General features: G+C 69.6%; 15 protein-coding genes and 1 pseudogene. 6 read left to right on the top strand and 10 right to left on the bottom strand.

The features are described 5' to 3' along the window. The first annotated feature begins 230 nt into the window (after positions 1-230). From Q0817_RS00655 to Q0817_RS00645, 3 genes are all read left to right on the top strand, one after another. Positions 231-842, top strand: coding sequence for a 50S ribosomal protein L25/general stress protein Ctc (locus Q0817_RS00655; RefSeq protein WP_298582704.1), 612 nt, complete (start codon positions 231-233; stop codon positions 840-842). 98 nt (positions 843-940) lie between these two features. Further along, positions 941-1519 carry an aminoacyl-tRNA hydrolase gene (gene pth / locus Q0817_RS00650; RefSeq protein WP_298582701.1) on the top strand — a complete coding sequence of 193 codons (579 nt, stop codon included), beginning with the start codon at positions 941-943 and terminating at the stop codon, positions 1517-1519. A 118-nt stretch (positions 1520-1637) separates the two neighbouring features. Further along, positions 1638-2753, top strand: a complete 1116-nt coding sequence (locus tag Q0817_RS00645; RefSeq protein WP_298582698.1) for a mannose-1-phosphate guanylyltransferase — start codon at positions 1638-1640, stop codon at positions 2751-2753. 249 nt (positions 2754-3002) lie between these two features. On the opposite strand, the pseudogene Q0817_RS00640 reads toward Q0817_RS00645, so the two are convergent. The 5 genes and pseudogenes from Q0817_RS00640 to Q0817_RS00620 form a co-directional block, all read right to left on the bottom strand. Beyond that, a pseudogene (locus tag Q0817_RS00640) lies at positions 3003-4084 on the bottom strand (transposase). 588 nt (positions 4085-4672) lie between these two features. Further along, positions 4673-5314 carry a hypothetical protein gene (locus Q0817_RS00635; protein ID WP_298582695.1) on the bottom strand — a complete coding sequence of 214 codons (642 nt, stop codon included), beginning with the start codon at positions 5312-5314 and terminating at the stop codon, positions 4673-4675. Next, on the bottom strand, positions 5311-7809 hold the full coding sequence (locus Q0817_RS00630; RefSeq protein WP_298582692.1) for a kelch motif-containing protein: 2499 nt from the start codon (positions 7807-7809) through the stop codon (positions 5311-5313). The genes Q0817_RS00635 and Q0817_RS00630 overlap by 4 nt, the downstream gene beginning before the upstream one ends. A 783-nt stretch (positions 7810-8592) precedes the next feature. Beyond that, a complete protein-coding gene (gene nhaA / locus Q0817_RS00625) occupies positions 8593-9885 on the bottom strand; it encodes a Na+/H+ antiporter NhaA (RefSeq protein WP_298582689.1) in 1293 nt (430 codons plus the stop codon). A gap of 113 nt (positions 9886-9998) precedes the next feature. Then, entirely contained in the window at positions 9999-10496 is a 498-nt protein-coding gene (locus Q0817_RS00620) for a DUF2505 domain-containing protein (RefSeq protein WP_298582686.1), read from the bottom strand. Positions 10497-10736: 240 nt separating this feature from the next. On the opposite strand from Q0817_RS00620, the gene mfd reads away from it, so the two are divergent. Further along, positions 10737-14456, top strand: a complete 3720-nt coding sequence (gene mfd, locus Q0817_RS00615; protein ID WP_298582684.1) for a transcription-repair coupling factor — start codon at positions 10737-10739, stop codon at positions 14454-14456. 235 nt (positions 14457-14691) lie between these two features. On the opposite strand, the gene Q0817_RS00610 is transcribed toward mfd, so the two are convergent. Next, the gene (locus tag Q0817_RS00610; protein ID WP_298582682.1) at positions 14692-15132 is read right to left on the bottom strand and encodes a hypothetical protein; all 441 of its coding nucleotides are present in this window, start codon (positions 15130-15132) and stop codon (positions 14692-14694) included. A 243-nt stretch (positions 15133-15375) separates the two neighbouring features. Further along, a complete protein-coding gene (locus Q0817_RS00605) occupies positions 15376-15816 on the bottom strand; it encodes a hypothetical protein (RefSeq protein WP_298582679.1) in 441 nt (146 codons plus the stop codon). Between the two features lie 233 nt (positions 15817-16049). Between Q0817_RS00605 and Q0817_RS00600 the strand changes: the two genes are divergently transcribed. Beyond that, the gene (locus Q0817_RS00600) at positions 16050-17156 is read left to right on the top strand and encodes an IS110 family transposase (protein WP_298582676.1); all 1107 of its coding nucleotides are present in this window, start codon (positions 16050-16052) and stop codon (positions 17154-17156) included. Positions 17157-17463: 307 nt separating this feature from the next. On the opposite strand, the gene deoC is transcribed toward Q0817_RS00600, so the two are convergent. The 3 genes from deoC to cobA form a co-directional block, all read right to left on the bottom strand. Continuing rightward, complete coding sequence (deoC, locus tag Q0817_RS00595) at positions 17464-18117, bottom strand: deoxyribose-phosphate aldolase (RefSeq protein WP_298582673.1); 654 nt, start codon at positions 18115-18117, stop codon at positions 17464-17466. Positions 18118-18435: 318 nt separating this feature from the next. Next, positions 18436-19287: a uroporphyrinogen-III synthase gene (locus Q0817_RS00590; protein ID WP_298582670.1), complete on the bottom strand. Its 852-nt coding sequence runs from the start codon at positions 19285-19287 to the stop codon at positions 18436-18438. Further along, positions 19277-20299: a uroporphyrinogen-III C-methyltransferase gene (cobA, locus tag Q0817_RS00585; RefSeq protein WP_298582668.1), complete on the bottom strand. Its 1023-nt coding sequence runs from the start codon at positions 20297-20299 to the stop codon at positions 19277-19279. Before cobA ends, Q0817_RS00590 begins: the two co-directional genes overlap by 11 nt. 134 nt (positions 20300-20433) lie before the next feature. On the opposite strand from cobA, the gene Q0817_RS00580 reads away from it, so the two are divergent. After that, positions 20434-21153, top strand: a complete 720-nt coding sequence (locus tag Q0817_RS00580) for a sirohydrochlorin chelatase (RefSeq protein ID WP_298582665.1) — start codon at positions 20434-20436, stop codon at positions 21151-21153. Positions 21154-21315 lie beyond the last annotated feature (162 nt).

The raw sequence follows: 21315 nt of genomic DNA, 5'->3' as shown, positions 1-21315 counted from the left end.
GCCATCTGTCCGGGCCCGCCAGGTCCCATCCGCCGTGCTAGCCTGGTGCGGTTGCCAAGGCGAGGGGACCCGTGCGGGTCCCGTGATCGACGACGGCTGGTTGAACGTTCCCACCCCTTGCGGTGTGTCGCCCTTCGGGGCGTCCCGCGGTGCGTCCAGAACGCGGGGGAGGGTCTGCGGCCGGTATCGCCTGGCCATTCAGACGACAGACCCGACTTCGAGGAGTTCCCATGGTTGACACCATCCGCATCCCCGCCACCACGCGCAGCGACTTCGGCAAGGGCTACGCCCGCCGCATCCGCAACAACGATCAGATCCCCGCGGTCGTCTACGGCCACGGCGCCGAGCCCAAGCACGTGATCATCCCCGGTCACGAGACCATGCTGGCCGTGCGCCACTCCAACGCCGTGCTCGAGCTCCAGCTCGACGGCGGCACCGAGCTGGTCATGGTCAAGGACATCCAGCGCCACGCCACCCGCCCGGAGATCCTGCACGTCGACCTCCTCGCCGTGCGCCGCGGCGAGAAGGTCGAGGTCGAGATCCCCGTCCACGTCATCGGCGAGGTCGAGCCCAACGCCGTGCACAACGTCGAGGAGAACACCCTCACGGTCGAGGCCGACGCCCTGAACGTGCCGGAGGACGTCGTCATCAACCTCGACGGCCACGGCGTGGGCGACCACGTCTACGCCGCCGACGTGCGCCTGCCCGAGGGCGTGACCATGGTCTCCGACCCGGAGCTGCTGGTCATCAACGTCTCCGAGCCCCAGGCCCAGGACCTCGGCGAGTCCGCGGGCGAGACCGAGGCCCCCGAGGGCGACGTCGTCCCCGAGAACGAGGCCTGAGCCTCACCGCTCGACTGATCCTCCGGAGTGCGGGGCGGCTTCCGGGCCGTCCCGCACTTCGCATGACAGCACACTTCTCACCTTCGATGGAGGCACCGATGTCCGACGCATGGCTGGTCGTGGGGCTGGGAAATCCCGGCCCCGAGTACGCCCGCACCCGCCACAACGTGGGGCAGATGGTCCTCGACGAGCTCGCCTCCCGTCTCGGCGGGACCTTCAAGGTTCACAAGGTCCGTGCCCAGGTCCTCGAGTCGCGGCTGCGCCCGGGCGGGCCGCGGGTGGTGCTGGCCAAGCCCATGACCTATATGAACACCTCCGGCGGCCCCGTGGCCGGCCTCGCCAAGTTCTACGGCATTCCCGCCGAGCGGGTCATCGCCGTGCACGACGAGATCGACATTCCCTTTGCCGCCCTGAAGCTCAAGATCGGCGGAGGAGAGGGCGGGCACAACGGCCTGCGGGACATGTCCAAGGCCCTGTCCACCAAGGACTACTACCGGGTGCGCGTGGGTGTGGGCCGGCCGCCGGGCCGGATGGACGCAGCCTCGTACGTGCTCAAACCGTTCTCCTCCACCGAGGGCAAGGAGCTGCCCTTCCTGCTCGACGACGCCGCCGACGCGGTCGAACAGCTCGTCGAGAAGGGCCTGCTCGAGGCGCAGCAGCGGTTCCACTCCCGCTGAGCCGTGCCGCGGAGTCGGTATCGCGTAGGGCTGCCGTACCCGGCTCGGCGGATCGGCCATTGCGTAGTGTTCCGCACCAAAGGTACAAGGCCCTCTGACGAGCCGTATCGTGAGGTTCGTGACCTCTTCGCTCTCGCATTTCTACCCGTTCATCCCGGCTGGTGGAGTCGGCTCTCGGCTGTGGCCGCTTTCCCGGGCTGATGCCCCAAAATTCCTGCTGGACTTGACCGGATCGGGCTCGTCCTTGCTGCGGGCCACTTATGATCGGCTCGCCGGACTCAGTGCCACCGGGGTCATGGTCGTGACCGGGCGCACGCACGCTCCCGCGGTCTGCGCCCAGTTGCCCGAGGTATGCGAATCCGATCTGGTGCTCGAGCCGTCGCCGAAGGACTCTGCGGCGGCGATCGGTCTGGCCTGCATGCTCATCGAGCGTCGAGATGCGGACGCGATCGTGGGGTCCTTTGCCGCGGACCACGTCATCGAGCCCGTTGGGGCGTTTCAGTGCGTCGTCCGGGAGGCGATCGCGGTGGCGGCCTCGGGACGGATCGTGACCATCGGTATTCCACCGAGTTCCCCTGCCACCGGCTTCGGCTACATCCGCGCCGGAGCTCCCCTCGGTCTCGATGACGCACCGCATGCCCTCCAGGTCGAGCAATTCGTGGAGAAGCCGGACGAGACTACAGCCCGCGCCTACGTGCAAAGCGGCAACTACACGTGGAATGCCGGAATGTTCGTGGCACCGGCTTGGCTGATGCTGCGTCATCTGGCCAACAACGAACCCACGCTGCATGCCGGTCTGGCCGAGATCGCCGACGCGTGGGGCACCCCGGCCCAGGACAGCGTGGTGGACCGGGTGTGGCCTGAACTTCCCAAGACAGCCATCGACTACGCCGTGGCCGAACCGGCCGCCGCCGCCGGAGACGTGGCCATGGTGCCTGCGACGTTCACCTGGGACGACGTCGGAGACTTCGCCGCGATCAGCCGGCTCAACCACGTCGACCCGCAAAGCGACCCGCGCGTCACCGTTCTTGGCGACAACAGTCGGGTACTCGCCGACAGTTCCACTGGCATCGTCGTCTCCGACACCGGTCGACTGATCGCGCTGATCGGGGTGGAGGACATCGTCGTCGTCGACACCCCCGACGCAATGCTGGTGACTACGCAGGAGCACGCGCAGCGGGTGAAGGACGCCGTGGCCTCACTCAAGCAACGCGGCAACACGGACGTCCTATGAACGACTCGGCCCTAATCCGCTGGGCCGAGGTGCAGGAAATGCACGGTGTGACGTGCTTCGGGAAAGCCGACCTGAACCCGCGTCCGTACGACAACGCCCCCCCGCGCTCCCATTTTAAAAGGTGAGAGGCCGCTGTTTGGCGAACCATACTCGGCCACCGCAACCTGCTGTCGGTCAATCGATTCCCAGGGTCCCTCGTTACGGATCAGCTTGACCTCGGACAGCAAGCCGCGAACGCCCTTCTACGTGTCAAGCGGCGATGAGGGTTTGTCCGGCTTGGCGTTGTTGGTTGCGCAGTGGGCAGTAGACCCTCCGGGCGATGGAGCGCTTGAGGCACGTGAAGATCTCGGGATTGGAGTGGACCTCACCGATCTTCCCAGCCACGTAGGCCTTCGTCACCGGGTCCAGGTGCCAGCGCACGACCGCGATCATGTGCGGGGCGCTGTTGGCGAAGCGGTCTCCACCCCGGTTGAGTCGGTGCCGGGTGGTCTTGCCCAAGGACCTCGGCAACGGTGCCAGCCCGCAAGGCATGGCGAAGGAGACCTGCTGGTGAGCCGATCGGGGGCGTCCCGGCGGTGATCAGCAATTGCGCCGCGGCCTCGTAGACATCAGCTCGGGCGGGGGAGCAGGTCCGGTGCGAGTTCTTCGACCAGGGCGTGCATGAGTTGCTGGAGGTCGGCGATCTCGTCGTGGAGTTCCAGATAGCGCCGGGCCATGGACCTCATCGCGATTCGTGTAGCCACTACGGGATCCCGGAACCCGGTGACGTCCGGGCGCCAGGCGGCCAGGATGCGGATCAGCTGCATCCGAGTGAGGTTGCGCAGCTGGTCCCGCAGCTCGTCCGTAGCGGAGACGATCTGCATCTGGATCAGCTGCAGGGCAGTGCGCCGGGTGTGGATAGCGGACTTGCGGGCAACCTTGAGCACGCGCAGGGACTCGACTATCCCGTCGCGTGCCCGCGGGGTCACGGTGCGCCGGCGCGCGAAGGCGGCATGGGCGGCGTTCTACGCGTCGATGGGTTGTCGACGACGCGCAGGAGCCGGTTTGGCGTGGTCGCCGGTGGTGACTTCCACGACCTCGATCCCGGCGTTCTCGAGGTGGCACAGCAGCCCGGCACCGTAGGAGCCGGAGCACCCCACTCACATCCGGGCGATGTCCCTGAAGGAACGCATCCAGCGCAACATGGACCGGCAGCCGGCGCGGGCAGTGGAGATCGCCTGGGCGGCGATGACGGTGTCGCAGGCATCGATCACCGCGGCCATGTGCAGATCCTTGTGCATGTCGACCCCGCCGATAACGACCGGGGACGAGGAGCTGGCGGGGTCCTTCATCGCGGGCCTCTTGAGGCCGAGCAGCAACAATTGGTTGCCCTCGGCCGAACCAGACACCCGGACACGACAGTAATGAGACGGATTCCCGTCAGGCCCTTCTTGGGTCACGTGGTTCCGGCGAGACCGATGGGCTTCGCCGGAGGTGCTCCCGAACAACCGAGAAGTCCGAGGAATGACACCGAGCTGGGGTCGATCGGATTGCGGATCAGGATACTGCGAGAGCACCTTCGGCACCAAGGTAGCCCCACGGGGTGATCGCTGTGAGGGTCAGGACGCCCGGGAACACCTGACCCTCACAGTCTTACTAATGGAGTGCTTTAGGAAATGACCAACGGGTTGCGCAAGATAGAGTGCATTCGCCAGAAATTCCCCACGGCTGGAAATCTGTAAGCTTTCACCCCGGCCTGGACGGTGCTCCCTGAGCGGCGAAAATCGATGCCAGAGCTGCCCACCACGCTCCCATAAGACGACCCGGCTGCGCCCCACCAGCGCGGATGACCTGCGAACCACAGGTCGAACGACAAGCTGAGTGGGGGCAACGGGCCGGCCAGCTCGCGGCCGGGAAGGTAATGGACAAGCAATGGGTGCTCAATCGCCGGGGCCGCAGGCGACACCGTCCTTGTTCGCGTCCAACTGCTGTGGATCCTTGCCTGCACTTCTGACCTTGATCCCCTCCGAGAAGTATTCGCGCACCTCGGCACAAGTCCAACGGTGCTCCATGGTGTTTGGATCCAGGCCTGCGTCCTTCATTTCCTGCACGTGCTTGGCCATGCTCGGGGGGACCGCCGGAAGGCATTGGCCGTCCTCGCCGTACTCGGACAGACAACCTCCTGGTGCCCGTCGCGACACGTCACCCAGGACCTCCTCGGGTTTGATGTCCCGGCGCTCGGTCAGACCTTCTGTCCTGTTGCGCGCTTTGGAAGATCGACGGTCGCCCGGGCCCTTCTGACTGGCGACGTCCCTCAACCGGGCCCCCTGGGCCTCCGGCGGAAGCTTGCGCCCGTGGTCCCGGCTGGCCACCTGTTCCAAGCTTTCCGGCCCGGAATCACCGCCGTTTCCGGGGCCAGCCGACGGGGTGGCGCCAGGGGCTTCGTGCCCCACCGCGTGTGCCGTCGGCTGCGGGCCGCCGATGGCACCGGACTGCCACACCAGGCCTGCCAGGAGTATCAGGAGCATCGCAGTGCTCGCGGCGACTGCGAGTCGGAGTCGGATTCGTATTCTGGTATTCATGAGATCCTCACCCACTTGGCCTGGCTGGGAACGCCGTCCGCATCGAGGACGGTCAGCATGTAGGGGCCCGGAGGCACTAGGTTGGGGTTGTCTGGCACCTGGACGGTCCGGGAACTTCCGGATCCGGCCAGGGGCAGATCGATGAGACGGGCATTGGTGTCGGTCTGGTGGGTCGAGGACATCGGTGCCATCAACGACGCTGCGGTTACCTCCCCCTCTACCTCCAGATTCAGGATGTCTCCGTACCCCGCAGTTTCCGGAGCCTGCGTAATTTGCGGCCTTTCCCCGCGGTGCAGGTACGAGGGGCTGTAGACGGAGATCCGGAGTTCAAATGAGTTGTCGGCAGGGTTGGACCCAAGCACTGCTACCCGGCCATCGGGCAGCAGGACGGAACTCGAATGGTAGTTCCGTCCCGTGGGATCCGGGTTTATGGAGAGCCAGTTGTTGGTCTGCGGGTCGTACACGGCTGCCGTGAGGACGTCGCCGGAGCGGTTGTACTGGGCGCCGTTGGCGGCCAATACTGTGCGGTCCGGGAGATTGATCAGGTTCACGTACAGTTTGCCCGGCCCGGGCAGGTTAGGACCAGGCTCGAAGGTCGGCTCCGGGGCGTTGAGGTCGATGATGTCGACGAGATTGATTGCCGGGTTGTTGGTGTCGGTGTTGCCCCCGCCCACGATCATCAGCCGTTGATCCTGGGCGGGGCCGATGAACACCGAGCCCGCTTGATCTCGCATGTCCTTTTCTCGCAATCCCGGAACGTCCCATATTTGGGCGGTCTTCCAGTCATAGATGGATGCCCCGGTCCCGGGCAACCCATTGCCGAATGTGTGACCACCGGTGTAGAACATCTTCCCGTCGTCCAGCAGGAACATGTGTGGGTAGGTCCCCCAGTAGCTCCAGGTCTGCGGCACGCTGCTCTGCGGCAACCAGCTCATCGATGAATATTGGAACAGCTCGGTCAGGGTTGTGCCGTCTCCCGTTTCATTGAGGCCCCCGGCGGCCCAGACGTCACCATTGCCAAGCTTGGTCAGGCTTGGGTACCAGTGTGCTCCGGCCATGTCGGTCACCGGGTGGAACTGGTTGTCCGCCGGATCGAAGTAGTAGCTGAACTTGGAGCCTTCGAAGGCGTTGGGTCCTTCCCCACCTGTCGGGAAGGCTTGTGTGCCGCCGGCCAGCAGAACCTTCCCGTCGGGCAGGGTGACGTGTCCGGCGCAGAACATGTCGTAGGGCACCGGGACGTCCGTGAAACTGTTGTCTCCTGGGTTCCACACCACGGCCTTGAAGGTCCCTGCGGCGAAGTCGTTGCCGTCGTTGCCGGATCCGGCGATCAGCAGCAGCCGACCGTCTTCCAGCAGAGTCGAGTGGATGGCGCGCACCGGCAAGGGGTTCTCGAGGACTTCCCAAGAGCCGATCAGCGCTGGATCCTGTGATCCGGGCGGAGTCTCCAGCGCAACCTGCTTCAGGGAGTAGTTCGTGGTTTTGAGTTCTCCCACTCCGTACAGCGAGACTCCGAAGGAGAGCCGGTCCACGCCTTCGGGGACGTTGTCTATGCGTGCCTGCGCGGTGGTCCAGTCCGCGCTGGGGGGAAGCGTCTTGAGGTCCTTCCAGTAGTCCCAACCGTCGGCGGTGTGGGCGAAGACCGTGATGGAGTTCTTGTCGCTGGTGGACTTGTAGTCGACCGAGACGTCGTAGCTCTGGCCTGCACTGACGGTCGGGGCGCATCCGGCGGCCTCGTCCTGGATCAGCTTCACGTCACCGGAGGTGTGGGAGGTCATGTTGACCGAGTAGGACCTGGTGCCCGTCGCTGACCCCGCCGGCACATCGGTGTCGATTGTGCGTTCCGTCTGGTGGGTGCCCAAGCCTACGGACAGGAAACACGTCGGAACGGTGGACCCCGCACTCAGCGAGCCGTTGACGATCAGTTCTCCGTCCCCGGGTGGTGGTGGTGGCGGTGGGATTTCCATCAGGGAGTAGTTGGTGGTTTTGAGTTCTCCCACTCCGTACAGCGAGACTCCGAAGGAGAGCCGGTCCACGCCTTCGGGGACGTTGTCTATGCGTGCCTGCGCGGTGGTCCAGTCCGCGCTGGGGGGAAGCGTCTTGAGGTCCTTCCAGTAGTCCCAACCGTCGGCGGTGTGGGCGAAGACCGTGATGGAGTTCTTGTCGCTGGTGGACTTGTAGTCGACCGAGACGTCGTAGCTCTGGCCTGCACTGACGGTCGGGGCGCATCCGGCGGCCTCGTCCTGGATCAGCTTCACGTCACCGGAGGTGTGGGAGGTCATGTTGATCGAGTAGGACCTGGTGCCCGTCGCTGACCCCGCCGGCACGTCATTGGTCATCTTGACCTTCGTTTTGTGAGTGCCAAAGCCCACGGACAGGAAACACGTCGGCACGGTGCGGCCTTCGGCCAGCGTGCCATTGACGATCAGCTCGGTGGGTTCAGCGGCCGCCGGCGCAAGCGGTAACAGCACAGAGGTTGCGCCGAACAGAACGACCATTGTGAGCGCCAAGGAACGTATCCAGTCCCACAGGGCTCCAGGACGACTCTGAGGCGTTCCGGCCGCGTTCATCCTCCCATTGCGGTGCCCCTGCCCGCCATGAACTGTTGGTGGCGTGTTCCAATGCCGATGCATGCGAGCCCCCCGAATGGTGATGGCGACGCTGTCCGCAAGGATCCAGAAAGCGCGGATACTTCGAGCGGTGAGTCGTCACAGAGACGGACGTGCCTCTTTGAGCGTCCGCTCATATCAGACTCCAAACATTCAGGACGTAGTACCCACACAAGTGGGGACAACCACGCTTTCACTGGGGGCGAGAGCCGATTCTCTCAATATTTGTCAGGTTTCCAGGGGGAAGCATTATCCGCAGACGAGGAAACTGGTTGTCATCTCATGCTGCGTGCAACGATGACGTTCCCAACCGGTGCGAGATTGATGGTGTCAGCTCAAAGGGGACTGCCTGGCTTCCTTGACCTGCCAACGGGAGCCGTGGCAGTCCAGCGGCCCGTTGACGTGTTCGTTGCTACCTGGTTGTCCAAGGTGGTTCGCATCGGCGAAGTGGACGCGCACCGTGGTCGGCTCCCTGAACAGAGCACAGGCGGAGGGCTTCCTGCCGCAGTCCCACGTCAGCGACCGCCCCAGCCTATCCAGCAGTGGCGTGAAGGCCGTTGCCCGAACGTCTTTCATGGTCGGGAAAATGTGCCCAGTGAGGGCTGGGGTGTTCTACTTCGGCAGGATCAGTTCGTAGGTCCCTGTGGACGGCCGTGTGTGTTGGCTCCGAAGTCACACGGCGTCGAGCTTGTCGACCACCACGCCCTGGGCGCGCAGCTTCTTGTAGTGGGCGTTGCGCACGGCCAGCAGCGTGCCGCCGATGACGGCCGCGATCGCCGAGCCGGTGAGGATGCCGACCTTCGCGTGCTCGTTGTGCGGGTTGCCGATGCCGAAGCTCAGCTCCGCCACGAGCAGCGCGACCGTGAACCCGATGCCGGCCACCATGGCCAGGCCGCCCAGGTCCAGCCACGTGTAGTCGTCGTCCTTGGTGGCCGGGGTGAACCGGTCCATGAGCCAGGCGGCGCCGAAGATGCCGATCAGCTTGCCGACCACCAGGCCCAGGACGATGCCGATCGCCACGGGGTCGGTCAGGGACGTCACCACGCCGTTGGCCCCGCCCACGGCCACGCCGGCGGCGAAGAACGCGAACACCGGGATGGCCAGCCCGTTGGACAGCGGCCGGAAGCGGTGCTCGAGCGTGGGGGCGAGGCCCAGCTCGGGGACGTCGCCGCGGATCACGCGGGGCTTCACGTGCAGCACCGGGACCATGAAGCCCAGCAGCACGCCGGCGATGGTGGCGTGCACGCCGGCCTCGAGCACGAAGAGCCAGGTGAGGACGCCGATGGGCATGAGGATTACCCACGCGGCCCAGGGCCGGGTCAGGAAGAAGATCATGAAGCGCTGGGTCAGGACGTAGAACAGCGCCAGGGGGACCAGGGCCAGCAGCAGGAACTCGGTCTGCACGCCGTCGGTGTAGACGAAGGCGATGATGACGATCGCGATGAGGTCGTCCACCACGGCGAGGGTGAGCAGGAAGGTGCGCATGGCCGTGGGCAGCGACGCCCCGACCACCGCGAGCACCGAGACCGCGAAGGCGATGTCGGTGGCCGTGGGGATCGCCCAGCCGTCGATGGTGGTCGGGTCCGCGTTGCTGATCCGGTTGACGGCCACGTAGATCAGCGCCGGGACGATCACCCCGCCGAAGGCGGCCACGATGGGCAGCATCGCCTTCTTGAGGTTGCGCAGCTCGCCGTCCACGAACTCGGTCTTGAGCTCCAGGCCCACCAGGAAGAAGAAGATCGCGAGCAGGCCCTCCGAGGCCCACTCGCCCACGGTGTGGTCCAGGCCGGGGAAGTCGATGCCGATGTGGGTGTCCCGCAGACCGAAGTAGCCCTCCGCCAGGGGGGAGTTGGCGATCACGAGCGCCGAGAGCATCGCGACCAGCAGCAGCACGCCGCCCACCAGGTCCTTGCGGAGGAAGTTGCCCAGCCCGGGCCCGTGCTCGTCCGTCTCGGCTGCGCTCACAGTCGGACTCCTGTTCGTCGTCGGGGAAGATCAGAGGTCAGTCTACGACCGTGCTGTGATCGGGCTGACTGTCCTGTCGGGAGTGGTGGGCGACCGCGGAAGCACCGAAGGGCTCAACGGTTCGCGAGCCAGGCCTCGGCTTCCTGGGACTGCAGGGACAGGGCCTTGCCGATGAACGGCTCGGCGGCCTCGGCCACCATCTTGCCCACGAACGGGATATTGGCCTTCACCACGCAGTGCACGTGCACGTCGGTGGCCTCGCCCTGCGGGGTGAGGGTCTGGGTCGCGGAGCCGGAGACCGGCAGGGCGGCCACGGAGATCTCGGTGCGCACCACCCGGATGCCGTCGGCGTCGGCGGTGTGGTAGGTGTCCACCTGAGTGAGCTGCACCGAGGAGCCCACGAACTTCCGGGCCATCTCGGGCAGCCGGTCCGCGGCCATGGTCCGCACCGTGGTCACGGCGAACTGGGCCTCGACGTCCCCGGCGACCTCCACCGACTCCAGGGTGGCCCCGGCGCGATGGGTCACGTGCCGGATGAACTCCTCGTCGGAGAAGGTCACCACGACCTGGTCGACGGGCGCGGGGACGATGGTGGAGGCGGTGACGGCCATGGAGGGCTCCTCGGTAGCGGCGGATGGGCAGCGGCGGTTGCGTGCTCCCATGGTAGGCGGGCGCCGGGCCTCCGGGCCGTGGGCGCCGGGTCCAGCTTTCCGGGCCCTGCGCTCCGGGTTCTCCACTCCGGACCGGGCCCTGTCGGGGCCCGGGAGTAAGCTGGGACCCGCGAACGTTGGCTCCGACAGCCTCTGTGCTCCACCAGCACCCCACTCAGCGTCCCAGGAGACTGCTCACCCATGACCTTGTCCGGACTGCTCGCCGCCCTCGGGGCGGAGCGCTCCTTCGCCAATCTCCGCACCCAGGCCGGCCTGCCGCCGGGGGAGCGCAGCGCCGAGACCGTGATCAGCGCCCCGGACGGGATGCGCGCGGTGCTCACCGCCCAGCTGCGCGGCGCCCTCGACGACGCCCCGGCGCCGGCCGACTCCCGCGCCCCGGTGCTGCTGGCCGTGACCGCGACCGGCCGCGAGTCCGAGGACCTCGCCGCGGCCCTGGGCGCGTACCTGCCGGGGGAGGAGGTCGCGGAGTTCCCGGCCTGGGAGACCCTGCCGCACGAGCGGCTCTCGCCCCGTTCCGACACCGTGGGCCGCCGCCTGGACGTGCTGCGCCGGCTGGCCGGCCGGGACACCGAGCGCCCGCTGCGGGTGCTGACCGCACCGGTCCGCTCCGTGCTCCAGCCCGTCGTCGAAGGCCTGGGGGACATGGACCCGGTGCGCTTCGCCCGCGGGGAGGAACTTGACTTCGACGCCGCCGTGACCGCGCTCGCCGAGGCCGCCTACGCCCGGGTGGACATGGTGACCCGGCGCGGGGAGTTCGCGGTGCGCGGCGGGATCATCGACGTCTTCTCCCCGGTCGAGGACCACCCGGTGCGGATCGAGTTCTTCGGGGACGAGGTCGATGAGCTGCGCTGGTACGCCGTCGCCGACCAGCGCACGCTGACCACCGGGGACCACCCGGACCGGCTCGTGGCCCCGCCGTGCCGCGAGGTGCTCATCACCTCGTCCGTGATGTCCCGGGCGGCGAAGCTCAAGAACTCGCTGCCCGGGGCCGAGTCGATGCTCGAGCGGATCGCCGGCGGCATCTACGTGGAGGGCATGGAGTCCCTCGCGCCCCTGCTCGTGGACGGCCTGGTGCCCATGCTGTCCCTGCTCCCGCCCGGCTCGCTCGTGGTGGTCATGGAGCCCGAGAAGGTCCGCACCCGCGCCCACGACCTCGTGGCCACCAACGAGGAGTTCCTGCTCGCCGCCTGGGACTCCGCCTCGGACGGGCAGTCCGCGCCCATCGACATCAGCTCCGCCGAGCACGCCGTCCGGGCCGACGACGGCGAAGGGCGCACCCTCGCCTCCGGGTCCTTCCAGACCCTCGCCGAGGCCAGGGCCACCGCGCTGGAGACCGGTCTCGGCTGGTGGGCCGTCACCGCGCTCAACGTCAACGCGGTGGCCGGCCAGGACGTGGACGCGGACACCTCCGCGGAGGACATCGCCCTGCTCGACTCGGACGCCGACACCCTCAGCGTGGCCGCCCGGGACCCGCTGGGCTTCCACGGCGACGTCGAGGCGATGCTCGAGTTCCTGCAGGGGCGGGTGGCCGACGGCTGGCGCGTCGTCGCCGTCACCGAAGGCCCCGGCCCGCTGACCCGGATCGCGGAGCTGCTGCACGAGGCCGGGATCCCGGCCGCCCGCCGCGAGAACCTCGCCGAGGAGCCGCAGCCCGGGATCGTGGAGCTCACCACCGCGGTGGCTGGCAAGGGCTTCGCCCTGGACGGGCCGCGGATCGTGCTGCTCACCGAGGCGGACCTGCTGGGCAAGGCCAGCCCGTACACCACCAAGGACATGCGCAAGCTCCCGGTGCGGCGCAAGCGCAACGCCGTGGACCCGCTGGCGCTGAGCCAGGGCGACTTCGTGGTGCACGAGCAGCACGGCATCGGCCAGTTCGTGGAGCTCATCCAGCGGCCCATCGCCGGGGCGATGATCAAGCCCGGGCAGCCGAAGCCCGTGCGCGAGTACCTGGTGCTCGAGTACGCGCCGTCCAAGCGCAACAGCCCGCGGGACCGCCTGTTCGTGCCCACCGACCAGCTCGACCAGGTCACCAACTACGTGGGCGGGGAGGCCCCGACCCTGTCCAAGATGGGCGGGACGGACTGGAACAAGACCAAGCGCGCCGCGAAGCGGGCCGTCCGGGACATCGCCAACGAGCTGATCCGCCTGTACTCGGCGCGGATGGCCTCCCGCGGCCACGCCTTCGCGGAGGACACCCCGTGGCAGCGCGAGCTCGAGGAGGCGTTCCCCTACATCGAGACCCCGGACCAGCTGACCACCATCGACGAGGTCAAGGCGGACATGGAGCGGGAGGTCCCCATGGACCGGCTGATCTCCGGGGACGTGGGCTACGGCAAGACCGAGGTGGCCGTGCGCGCGGCGTTCAAGGCCGTGCAGGACGGCAAGCAGGCGGCGGTGCTCGTGCCCACCACGCTGCTCGCCCAGCAGCACGCCGAGACCTTCACCGAGCGGTTCTCCGGCTTCCCGGTGCGCCTGGCCGCGCTCTCCCGGTTCCAGTCCGCCAAGGAGACCAAGGAGACGCTCGCCGGGCTCAAGGACGGGTCGATCGACGTGGTGATCGGCACGCACCGGCTGCTGTCCAAGGAGGTCCAGTTCAAGGACCTGGGCCTCGTGGTCATCGACGAGGAGCAGCGCTTCGGCGTGGAGCACAAGGAGAAGCTCAAGGCGATGCGCACCAACGTGGACGTCCTGGCGATGTCCGCGACCCCGATCCCGCGCACCCTCGAGATGTCGCTGACCGGCATCCGCGAGACCTCCACCCTCGCCACCCCGCCGGAGGAGCGCCACCCCGTGCTCACCTACGTGGGCGCCTACACCGACAAGCAGGTCTCCGCCGCGGTGCGGCGCGAGCTCATGCGCGAGGGCCAGGTGTTCTACATCCACAACCGGGTGTCCTCGATCGAGCGCAAGGCGAAGGAGATCGCCGAGCTCGTGCCCGAGGCGCGGATCGCCGTGGCGCACGGGCAGATGTCCGAGTCCCGGCTCGAGCAGATCATCGTGGACTTCTGGGAGAAGAAGTTCGACGTCCTGGTGTGCACCACGATCGTGGAGACCGGCCTGGACATCGCCAACGCCAACACCCTGATCGTCGACGGCGCGGACCGCTACGGGCTCTCCCAGCTCCACCAGCTGCGCGGGCGCGTGGGTCGCGGCCGGGAGCGGGCCTACGCCTACTTCCTGTACCAGGCCGAGAAGCCGCTCTCCGAGACGGCGCTGGAGCGGCTCAAGGCCGTCGCCGCCCACAACGAGCTCGGCGCCGGCATGCAGCTGGCCGTCAAGGACCTCGAGATCCGCGGCGCCGGCAACCTGCTGGGCGGGGAGCAGTCCGGGCACATCGCCGGGGTGGGCTTCGACATGTACCTGCGCCTGGTGGGCGAGGCCGTCGCCGAGTACCGCGGCGAGGAGGACGAGCGTCCCACCGAGATGAAGATCGAGCTGCCGGTCAACGCCTACCTGCCGCACGACTACGTCCCGGGGGAGCGGCTGCGCCTGGAGGCCTACCGCAACCTCGCCAACGCCGCCACGGAGGAGGCGATCCAGGAGGTCGCCGACGAGCTCGTGGACCGCTACGGCGAGGTCCCCGAGCCGGTCCAGAACCTGCTCGAGGTCGCCCGGTTCCGGGTGGCCGCCCGCGCCGCCGGCCTCACCGACGTCGCGGCCCAGGGCAACATGGTCCGCTTCGCCCCGGCCGATCTCCCCGAGTCCCGGCAGATGCGGCTCACCCGCCTCTACCCGGGCGCGCAGATCAAGACGGTGCCCGGCACCGACACCTCCCAGGTGCTGATCCCCAAGCCCAAGACCGAGCGGATCGGCGGCAAGGACCTCGTGGACGGGGCGGTGCTCGCGTGGGCGCGCGGCGTGGTCGAGTCCGTCTTCGCGAAGGAGCCCGCCACGGCCTGAGCCGGGCGCGCCCCGGCAGCGGCCCGGCCGGCCGGGCACGCCAAAAGGTCCCCTCCCGCGGTGCGGGAGGGGACCTTTGTGCGTGGATGCCCGCGCCGTCAGGACCTGCGGTGCGAGGGACTTCGGCCTCGGGGCCGGAGCGGTGACGGTCTCCAGGGCGCGGGACTCCGGCGTCGGTGTCGTCGTCCCCTGGGCCCTCGGGGTGCGGGCCCCGGCATATCCGGCCGGTGCGGTCCTACTCGGCGGCCTTGCCGTACTTGTCGTCGTGGTGGACGGCCGCGGTGCGGGCGTCGCGCTCGCGGGCGTCCCGGGGCCCGTCGTCGAACGAGGCGGCGATGCGGCCCCGGTGCATGTCGGGCACCTCGGTGGAGGAGGGGACGTCCATGAGGACCGTGCGCCCGCCCTCGGCCTTCTTGGCGGTGCTGGACTGCAGGATGCTGACCGGGACGAGCAGCGCCAGGGCGTAGAGACCCAGGCCGACGATCCAGACCAGCGGGCTGTTGGGGTAGCTGGCGAACGCGATGAAGCTGCCGATCATGATGGCCATGCAGACCACGAGGAAGACGAGGTTGTTGACCGTGCGCCCCTGGCCCGAGTGCGAGCGCACGGTGCCGCCGCTGCGGCCGGTCGACGCGTCCGCCGAGGTGCTGGTGGGCGACTGGGCTCTGTTGGCCATGGATCCGATCCTTCTTCACGGTGGGGGCGGCCACGGACGGCCGCGATGCATTCGGGTCCAGTCTAATCGCACGGGCCGACAGCCCGGTCGCTGTCCGTGACGACCTCACGTGGCCACTTCACGTGGCTACTTCACGTGGCTACCTCACGTGGCCACCTGGCGTGACCGCGTCCCCACCGGAACGCCGACGGCCCCCGCCCGCGCCGTCGCGGGAGGGGGCCGTGCGTCGTCGTGCAGGGTGGACTACTGGGTCGCTTTGCCCAGCGTGTCGTCCTTGTGCTCGGAGCGGACCTGGGCGTCCCGGGCGCCGATGTCCCGGGGACGGTCCGGGAAGCTCTCCGCGGTGGTGGGCACGCCGGCGACCTCCGTGGTCGGAGGGACGTCCATGGCGATGGTGCGCCCGCCCTCGGCCTTCTTGGCGGTGCTCGTCTGCAGGATGCTGACCGGCACGAGCAGCGCCAGGGCGTAGAGGCCCAGGCCGACGATCCAGATCAGCGGGCTGTTGGGGTAGCTGGCAAAGGCGATGAAGCTGCCGATCATGATGGCCATGCAGACCGCGAGGAAGACGAGGTTGTTGACCGTGCGCCCCTGGCCCGAGTGGGAGCGGACGTCGGCGCCGCCGCTGCGACCGCGGGGCGCGGCGTCCTCCGAGACGCTGGTGGACGACTGGGCTCGGTTGGCCATGGATCTCATCCTTCTTCACGGTGGTGGCGGCCGTCGCCGGCCGCGGAGGCGGTCGCGGTCAGTCTAGTCGCTCGGGCGCAGCACGCGGAGGTGCGTCGCGGAGGGCGCAGCGGGCTCAGACGCTATGGGGGTAGGCGGTGCCTGGGTCTTGTGGCCGGGGCCCCGCTTATGCAGAGTACGTGGATCGCCCTGACCGGTGTGGGTCGGGGTGCCGACATGCATAGGAGGCCCCGGTGTTCACCGAGCGTACAAGTCTGGGACTGGATGTCCATGCCCGCAGCGTGAAGGCCTGCGCGATCGACTCCCTGACCGGGGAGATCATGCATCACACCCTGGCCGCTGACACGGTCGTGGTGGGCGAGTTCGTCGAGGCTCTGGCCCGCGAGCACGGCCCGGTCCAGGTGACCTATGAGGCCGGACCGACCGGTTACGAGCTCGCCCGGACCCTGATCGAGGCCGGCCATCGGGTCCAGGTCGCAGCGCCCTCGAAGCTGTTGCGGCCTTCCGGGGAGAGGGTCAAGACCGACAAGAACGACGCCTGGCTGCTGGCCCGGCTGGCCCGCAATGACGACATCACCGAGGTCACGGTCCCCGACCGGTCCCGCGAGGTGGCACGGGACCTGGTGCGGGCCCGGGACGACGTGCGCCGGGACCTGATGAGCGCCCGTCACCGGCTGGGGAAGTTCCTGTTGCGCCACGGCCACATCTACACCGGTGGTGAGGCATGGACCGGGAAGCACGAGGCCTGGATGCAGCAGATGGCCCGCCAGGACAGCGCCGTGTTCGGTGAGCTCTCCCGCAGCGTGTTCGACGACTACTCCGACGCGGTCGCCCACGCCCTGGCCCGCCGGGACCGGTTGGACGCGAAGATCCTGGCCCTGGCCGCCGACTCCGCGTGGACCACGACCACCCGGCGCCTGGCCTGCCTGCGCGGGATCTCGACCCTGACCGCGTTCTCCCTGGCGGTGGAGATCGGCGACTGGGACCGCTTCACGGGTCGCAACATCGCCTCCTACCTCGGGCTGGTGCCCTCGGAGCACTCCTCCGGGCAGACCCGTTCCCAGGGCCGGATCACCAAGACCGGCAACGCTCACGCCCGCCGGCTGCTGATCGAGGCCGCCTGGCACCACAAGCCCCAGTACCGGCCGGGCAAGACGATGCGGGACCGGTGGGCCCTGGCACCGGCAGCCGTGGCCGAACGCGCGGACGCGGGCAACCGGCGGCTGCATCACCGCTGGCAGGTGCTCAGCGAGCACAAGAAGCGTCACACGGTCGCGAACACCGCGATCGCTCGAGAGCTGGCCGGCTGGTGCTGGTCGCTGGCGACCATGGAGGCCTGACCCACAGACCCGTTCACGGACCCGGTCACGGGGAATCTCCTGCGTGCCGCGCGCCGAGGAGACCAGCGAGTGGGCTGTGAGCAGTCACGAGATCCTCGTGGCCACGCTCGACCTCAGACCAGCATCGCTCCTCGCGCCGAAACCAGCGTCATGCGGTCACCAACCCGCGGATATCAGACTGACCACGCGTCGAGACAACACGCCCGCAGAGACCACCCCCACCCCACCGTGAACGACGAAGCGGGGCACTCACCGATCAATGAGTGCCCCGCTTCACCCTGCCCTCTTGACAAGCAGGAACCCCATATCAGCCCAGCAGCGCGGGACCGCTGCTGGCGCCGATCCGGGAGGCGCCGGCCTCGATCATCGCCAGGGCGTCTTCGCGGGTGCGGATCCCGCCGGAGGCCTTCACCCCGATGTCCGGGCCCACGGTCGCCCGCATCAGGCGGACGTCCGCCACGGTGGCTCCGGCGGTCGAGAAGCCCGTGGAGGTCTTCACGTAGTCCGCGCCTGCCGCCACGGCGGCCTCGCAGGCGAGGACCTTCTGCTCGTCGGTCAGCAGGCACGTCTCGATGATCACCTTGAGCCGGGCCCCGCCCCGGTGGGCGGCCTCGGCGACGGCGCGCACGTCCGCCTCGACCCGCTCGCGCTCGCCGGCGCGAGCGGCGGCGATGTCGATGACCATGTCGATCTCCTCGGCCCCGGCGGCCACGGCCGTGGCCGTCTCGAAGGCCTTGACCTCCGTGGCGGAGGCGCCCAGCGGGAAGCCGACCACCGCGCAGGTCAGCACGTCGCTGCCCGCCAGCTGCTCCCGCACGAAGCCGGTCCACACCGGGTTGGTGCACACCGAGGCGAAGCCGTACTCATGGGCCTCCGCGCACAGGGCGGCGATCTGCTTGCGGGAGGCCTCCGGCTTGAGCAGCGTGTGGTCGACGTACGGGGCGAGCTGGGGGGTGGTCACGGGCGGCCTTTCGACGGTCGGGCGGGTCGCGCCCAGCCTACCGGCCGCCGCCGGAACGTCCGCCCGAGGCCCGGTGGAGAGCACCGCCGAGCCCGGCGGCCGTGACCATTCCGTCACCATTACATCAGGAAAGTGTTCGCTAATCCGGAACATTCTGCTACATTCAGTGCACGCGGACCGAAGGTCCGCCTGACCTGCGACGTCGGCGGTTGCTGAGCGGTCGCAGGGGTGCGTCGGGGTACCCCCGGTTCCCCTGACCCCCGCTCCGGCGCGCCCCCGCAATCGTCCTGCGCCCGCGTGCGGCCGCGGTCGGGGCGCCTACTGTGCGTCGTCGTCGGTTCCCGTCCCAGAGAGGGCCTCCGTGAGCTGCTTGAGCATCGCGCCCATCCGGAACCGCTCGGGCACGAGCGGCTCGATCCCGAGCTCCAGCAGCGGCGCGGCCGTCACGGGCCCCACGGTCGCGGCGAGCATCCCCGCGCGGAACGCGGCCAGCAGCTCCTCGTGCAGCCCCAGCTCCTCCGCCGTGCTGAAGAGGGCGTCCACGGCCGGGGCGGCGGTGAACGTCACGGCGTCCACCCGCCCGGCGGCGGCCTCGCGCACGAGCACCGGCACCTGACCGGCGTCGTCGGCGGAGGCCCACCGGTAGGGGGTCACGGTCAGCACCCGGGCCCCGGCGTCGGTGAGCCGGCGGCGCTGGACCACGTCGGCGATCCCGTGCAGCTGCAGGCCGATCGTGCGCCCGGTGAGGTCCCCGCCGTGCTCGGCCAGGACCAGGTCCACGAGTCCGGCGGTGGTCTCGTCCGCGGACATCCCGGCGTCCTCGAGGCCCAGGCCGCGCACCGCGCCCCGGCCCTTGGGCCCGCGCACGTAGACGGCGGCCTCGCGCAGGCACAGCAGCAGGTCGGCGTCGAAGCCCTGGGCCACCGCGGCGTCGTGCCAGCGGCGCAGTCCATAGCCCGTGGTCAGCAGCACCAGGTCCGGGCGGGCCTCGAACATCGCCCGGGAGGCGGCCGCCAGCCCGGCGTCCTCGCCGACCGGCTCCACCCGCAGCGCGGGGGCGTGCAGCACGCGGGCGCCGCGACGCTCGAGGGCCGCGATCTGGTCCTCGGAGCGTCGGTGCGCGGTCACGCCCACCACCCGTCCGGCCAGGGGCAGGTCCTCAGCAGCCATGGGCGCTCACCTCCGCGAGGAACGCGTCCCGCTCGGCGGTCGCCAGGCGGACCACGGGCCCCACCACGACGACGGCGGGCGAGCCGCAGCCCGCCGCCGCGGTGTCCGCGACCGCGTTCGTGAGCGTGGTGATCGTGGAGCGCTGCCGGTCGGTGAAACCGCGCTCGACCACGGCCAGCGGGGTCCCGGGGTCGGCGCCGTTGCGCACCAGCCCGGCCACGAGGTGGGGGAGGGTGGCCACCCCCATGAGCACCACGAGCGTGCCCCCGCCCGCGCCGAGACCCGCGAAGTGGGCGAGCTCCGCCTCGGAGAACGGCACGTGCCCGGAGGCGACCGTGAACATCCGGGACACCTCGCGGAAGGTCACCGGGATCCCGGCCGCGCCCGGCACCGAGACCGCGCTGGTGATGCCCGGGACCACGTCCACGGGGATGCGGTGGGCGGCGCACGCGGCGAGCTCCTCGGCGCCGCGGCCGAAGACGTAGGGGTCCCCGCCCTTGAGCCGCACCACCGAGCGGCCGGCTAGGGCGTGCTCCACCATCAGGTCCTGGATCTGCGACTGCGGAACGGGGTGGTGGCCGGGGGTCTTGCCCACCGGGATGATCTCGGCGCCGGGGGCCGCGGCCGCCACCGCGCCCGCGGGGGCGAGCCGGTCGACGAAGACCACGTCGGCGTCCTGCAGGGCCGCCACGGCGCGCACGGTCAGCAGGTCGTCCGCGCCGGGGCCGCCGCCCACCAGGGTCACGCGGCCCCCGGTGCGGGCCGCGGGCTCCTGCACCACGGGCACCCGGGCACCGGCGGCGTGCAGCGTCTCACGCCAGCGCTGCGCCGCCGGGCCGACGACCACCGCGAGGGCGACGCCCGCCAGGTCCGCCGGAGCGAGCAGCGCGGGCTCGGCCACGGAGCGGACGGCCGCACCGGCCGCCTCGTACCGGTGCCGGGCGCGCCGGGCGTCGTGCGGGTCACCGAGGACGAGCACCGGGACGTCGGTGAGGTCGGCGGTCAGCAGCATGCGGTCCTCCAGGGGGCGAGCGGGGGGTCGTGCGTCCCTACCAGGATGCGGCACTCGTGTTTCGGTACGGTTGCCCCCGTGACGCCGTGTGACGCGGGCGCCCTGCTCCGGGCGCCGATCGTAGGCTGGGAACCATGACGACTTCCGAGCCCCCCGTCCTGCTCGCCTGCGCCCACGGCACCCGGTTCCCGGCCGGGCGCACCGCCGTGCAGCGCCTCGTGGACGCCGTCGCCGCCGAGCTGCCGGACGTCGAAGTGGTGCCCACGTGGGTGGACGTGCAGACCCCGGACCTGGCCGAGCGCACCCAGCAGTGCGCCGGGCGCCCGGCGGTGGTGGTCCCGCTGCTGCTCTCCGCCGGCTACCACGTCTACGTGGACGTGGCCGAGGCGGTCGCCGCCGACGACCTCCACCGCGTCTCCGCGGCCCTGGGCCCGGACCGGGCGCTGGCCCGGCTGCTCGCCCGGCGGGTGCACGAGGCGTGCGCGGCCGCCGGGGCGCCGCTGGGGGAGCGCGACGCCGTGGTGCTCGCCACCGCCGGCTCCTCGGACCGCCGGGCGGTGGCCGACTGCGCCGCGGTGGCGGAGCTGCTGGCCGAGGAGCTGGACCGGCCCGTGACCGTGTCCTACCTGGCCGCCGCGCGCCCCCGCGTGGCCGAGGCGGTCTCGGACGCCCGGGCCGGCCTGGCGGACGGGGGCCGCGTCGTCGTCGCCAACTACCTGCTGGCGCCCGGCTACTTCCTGGACCTCTCGCGGGCTGCTGGCGCGGACGTGGACACCGAGCCGCTGGCCGTGCCGGACGGAGAGGTCCCGCCCGAGCTCGTGGACGTGGTGGTCTCCCGCTACCGCTCGGTCTGATGCCGCGTCCGGAACTGACGCGGGAAAGCGATTCCTCCGGCATTCCCCGGCTAGCGCAGCGCACGGACGTCAGCAGGCGATGAAACTCCGCCACATGGACACTCGTACCGTCCAGCCCTCCATCAGGCCCTGCTGCCCGGCATAGCACCGCCGGCGGGTGAA

The sequence above is a fragment of the uncultured Kocuria sp. genome (assembly GCF_947500125.1).
Taxonomy (GTDB): domain Bacteria; phylum Actinomycetota; class Actinomycetes; order Actinomycetales; family Micrococcaceae; genus Kocuria.
The sequence above is the reverse complement of the archived record's forward strand: the minus strand, read 5'-3'. Positions and strand labels throughout refer to the sequence as shown.

Bases quoted from the DNA above. Each gene is read 5' to 3' on its own strand.
- cobA (WP_298582668.1), bottom strand. From the start codon at position 20,299: ATGCTGCTGACCGCCGACCTCACCGACGTCCCGGTGCTCGTCCTCGGT.
- Q0817_RS00605 (WP_298582679.1), bottom strand. From the start codon at position 15,816: ATGGCCAACCGAGCCCAGTCGTCCACCAGCGTCTCGGAGGACGCCGCG.
- Q0817_RS00590 (WP_298582670.1), bottom strand. From the start codon at position 19,287: ATGGCTGCTGAGGACCTGCCCCTGGCCGGACGGGTGGTGGGCGTGACC.
- Q0817_RS00635 (WP_298582695.1), bottom strand. From the start codon at position 5,314: ATGAATACCAGAATACGAATCCGACTCCGACTCGCAGTCGCCGCGAGC.
- Q0817_RS00580 (WP_298582665.1), top strand. From the start codon at position 20,434: ATGACGACTTCCGAGCCCCCCGTCCTGCTCGCCTGCGCCCACGGCACC.
- Q0817_RS00610 (WP_298582682.1), bottom strand. From the start codon at position 15,132: ATGGCCAACAGAGCCCAGTCGCCCACCAGCACCTCGGCGGACGCGTCG.
- Q0817_RS00630 (WP_298582692.1), bottom strand. From the start codon at position 7,809: ATGGTCGTTCTGTTCGGCGCAACCTCTGTGCTGTTACCGCTTGCGCCG.
- mfd (WP_298582684.1), top strand. From the start codon at position 10,737: ATGACCTTGTCCGGACTGCTCGCCGCCCTCGGGGCGGAGCGCTCCTTC.
- Q0817_RS00620 (WP_298582686.1), bottom strand. From the start codon at position 10,496: ATGGCCGTCACCGCCTCCACCATCGTCCCCGCGCCCGTCGACCAGGTC.
- pth (WP_298582701.1), top strand. From the start codon at position 941: ATGTCCGACGCATGGCTGGTCGTGGGGCTGGGAAATCCCGGCCCCGAG.
- Q0817_RS00655 (WP_298582704.1), top strand. From the start codon at position 231: ATGGTTGACACCATCCGCATCCCCGCCACCACGCGCAGCGACTTCGGC.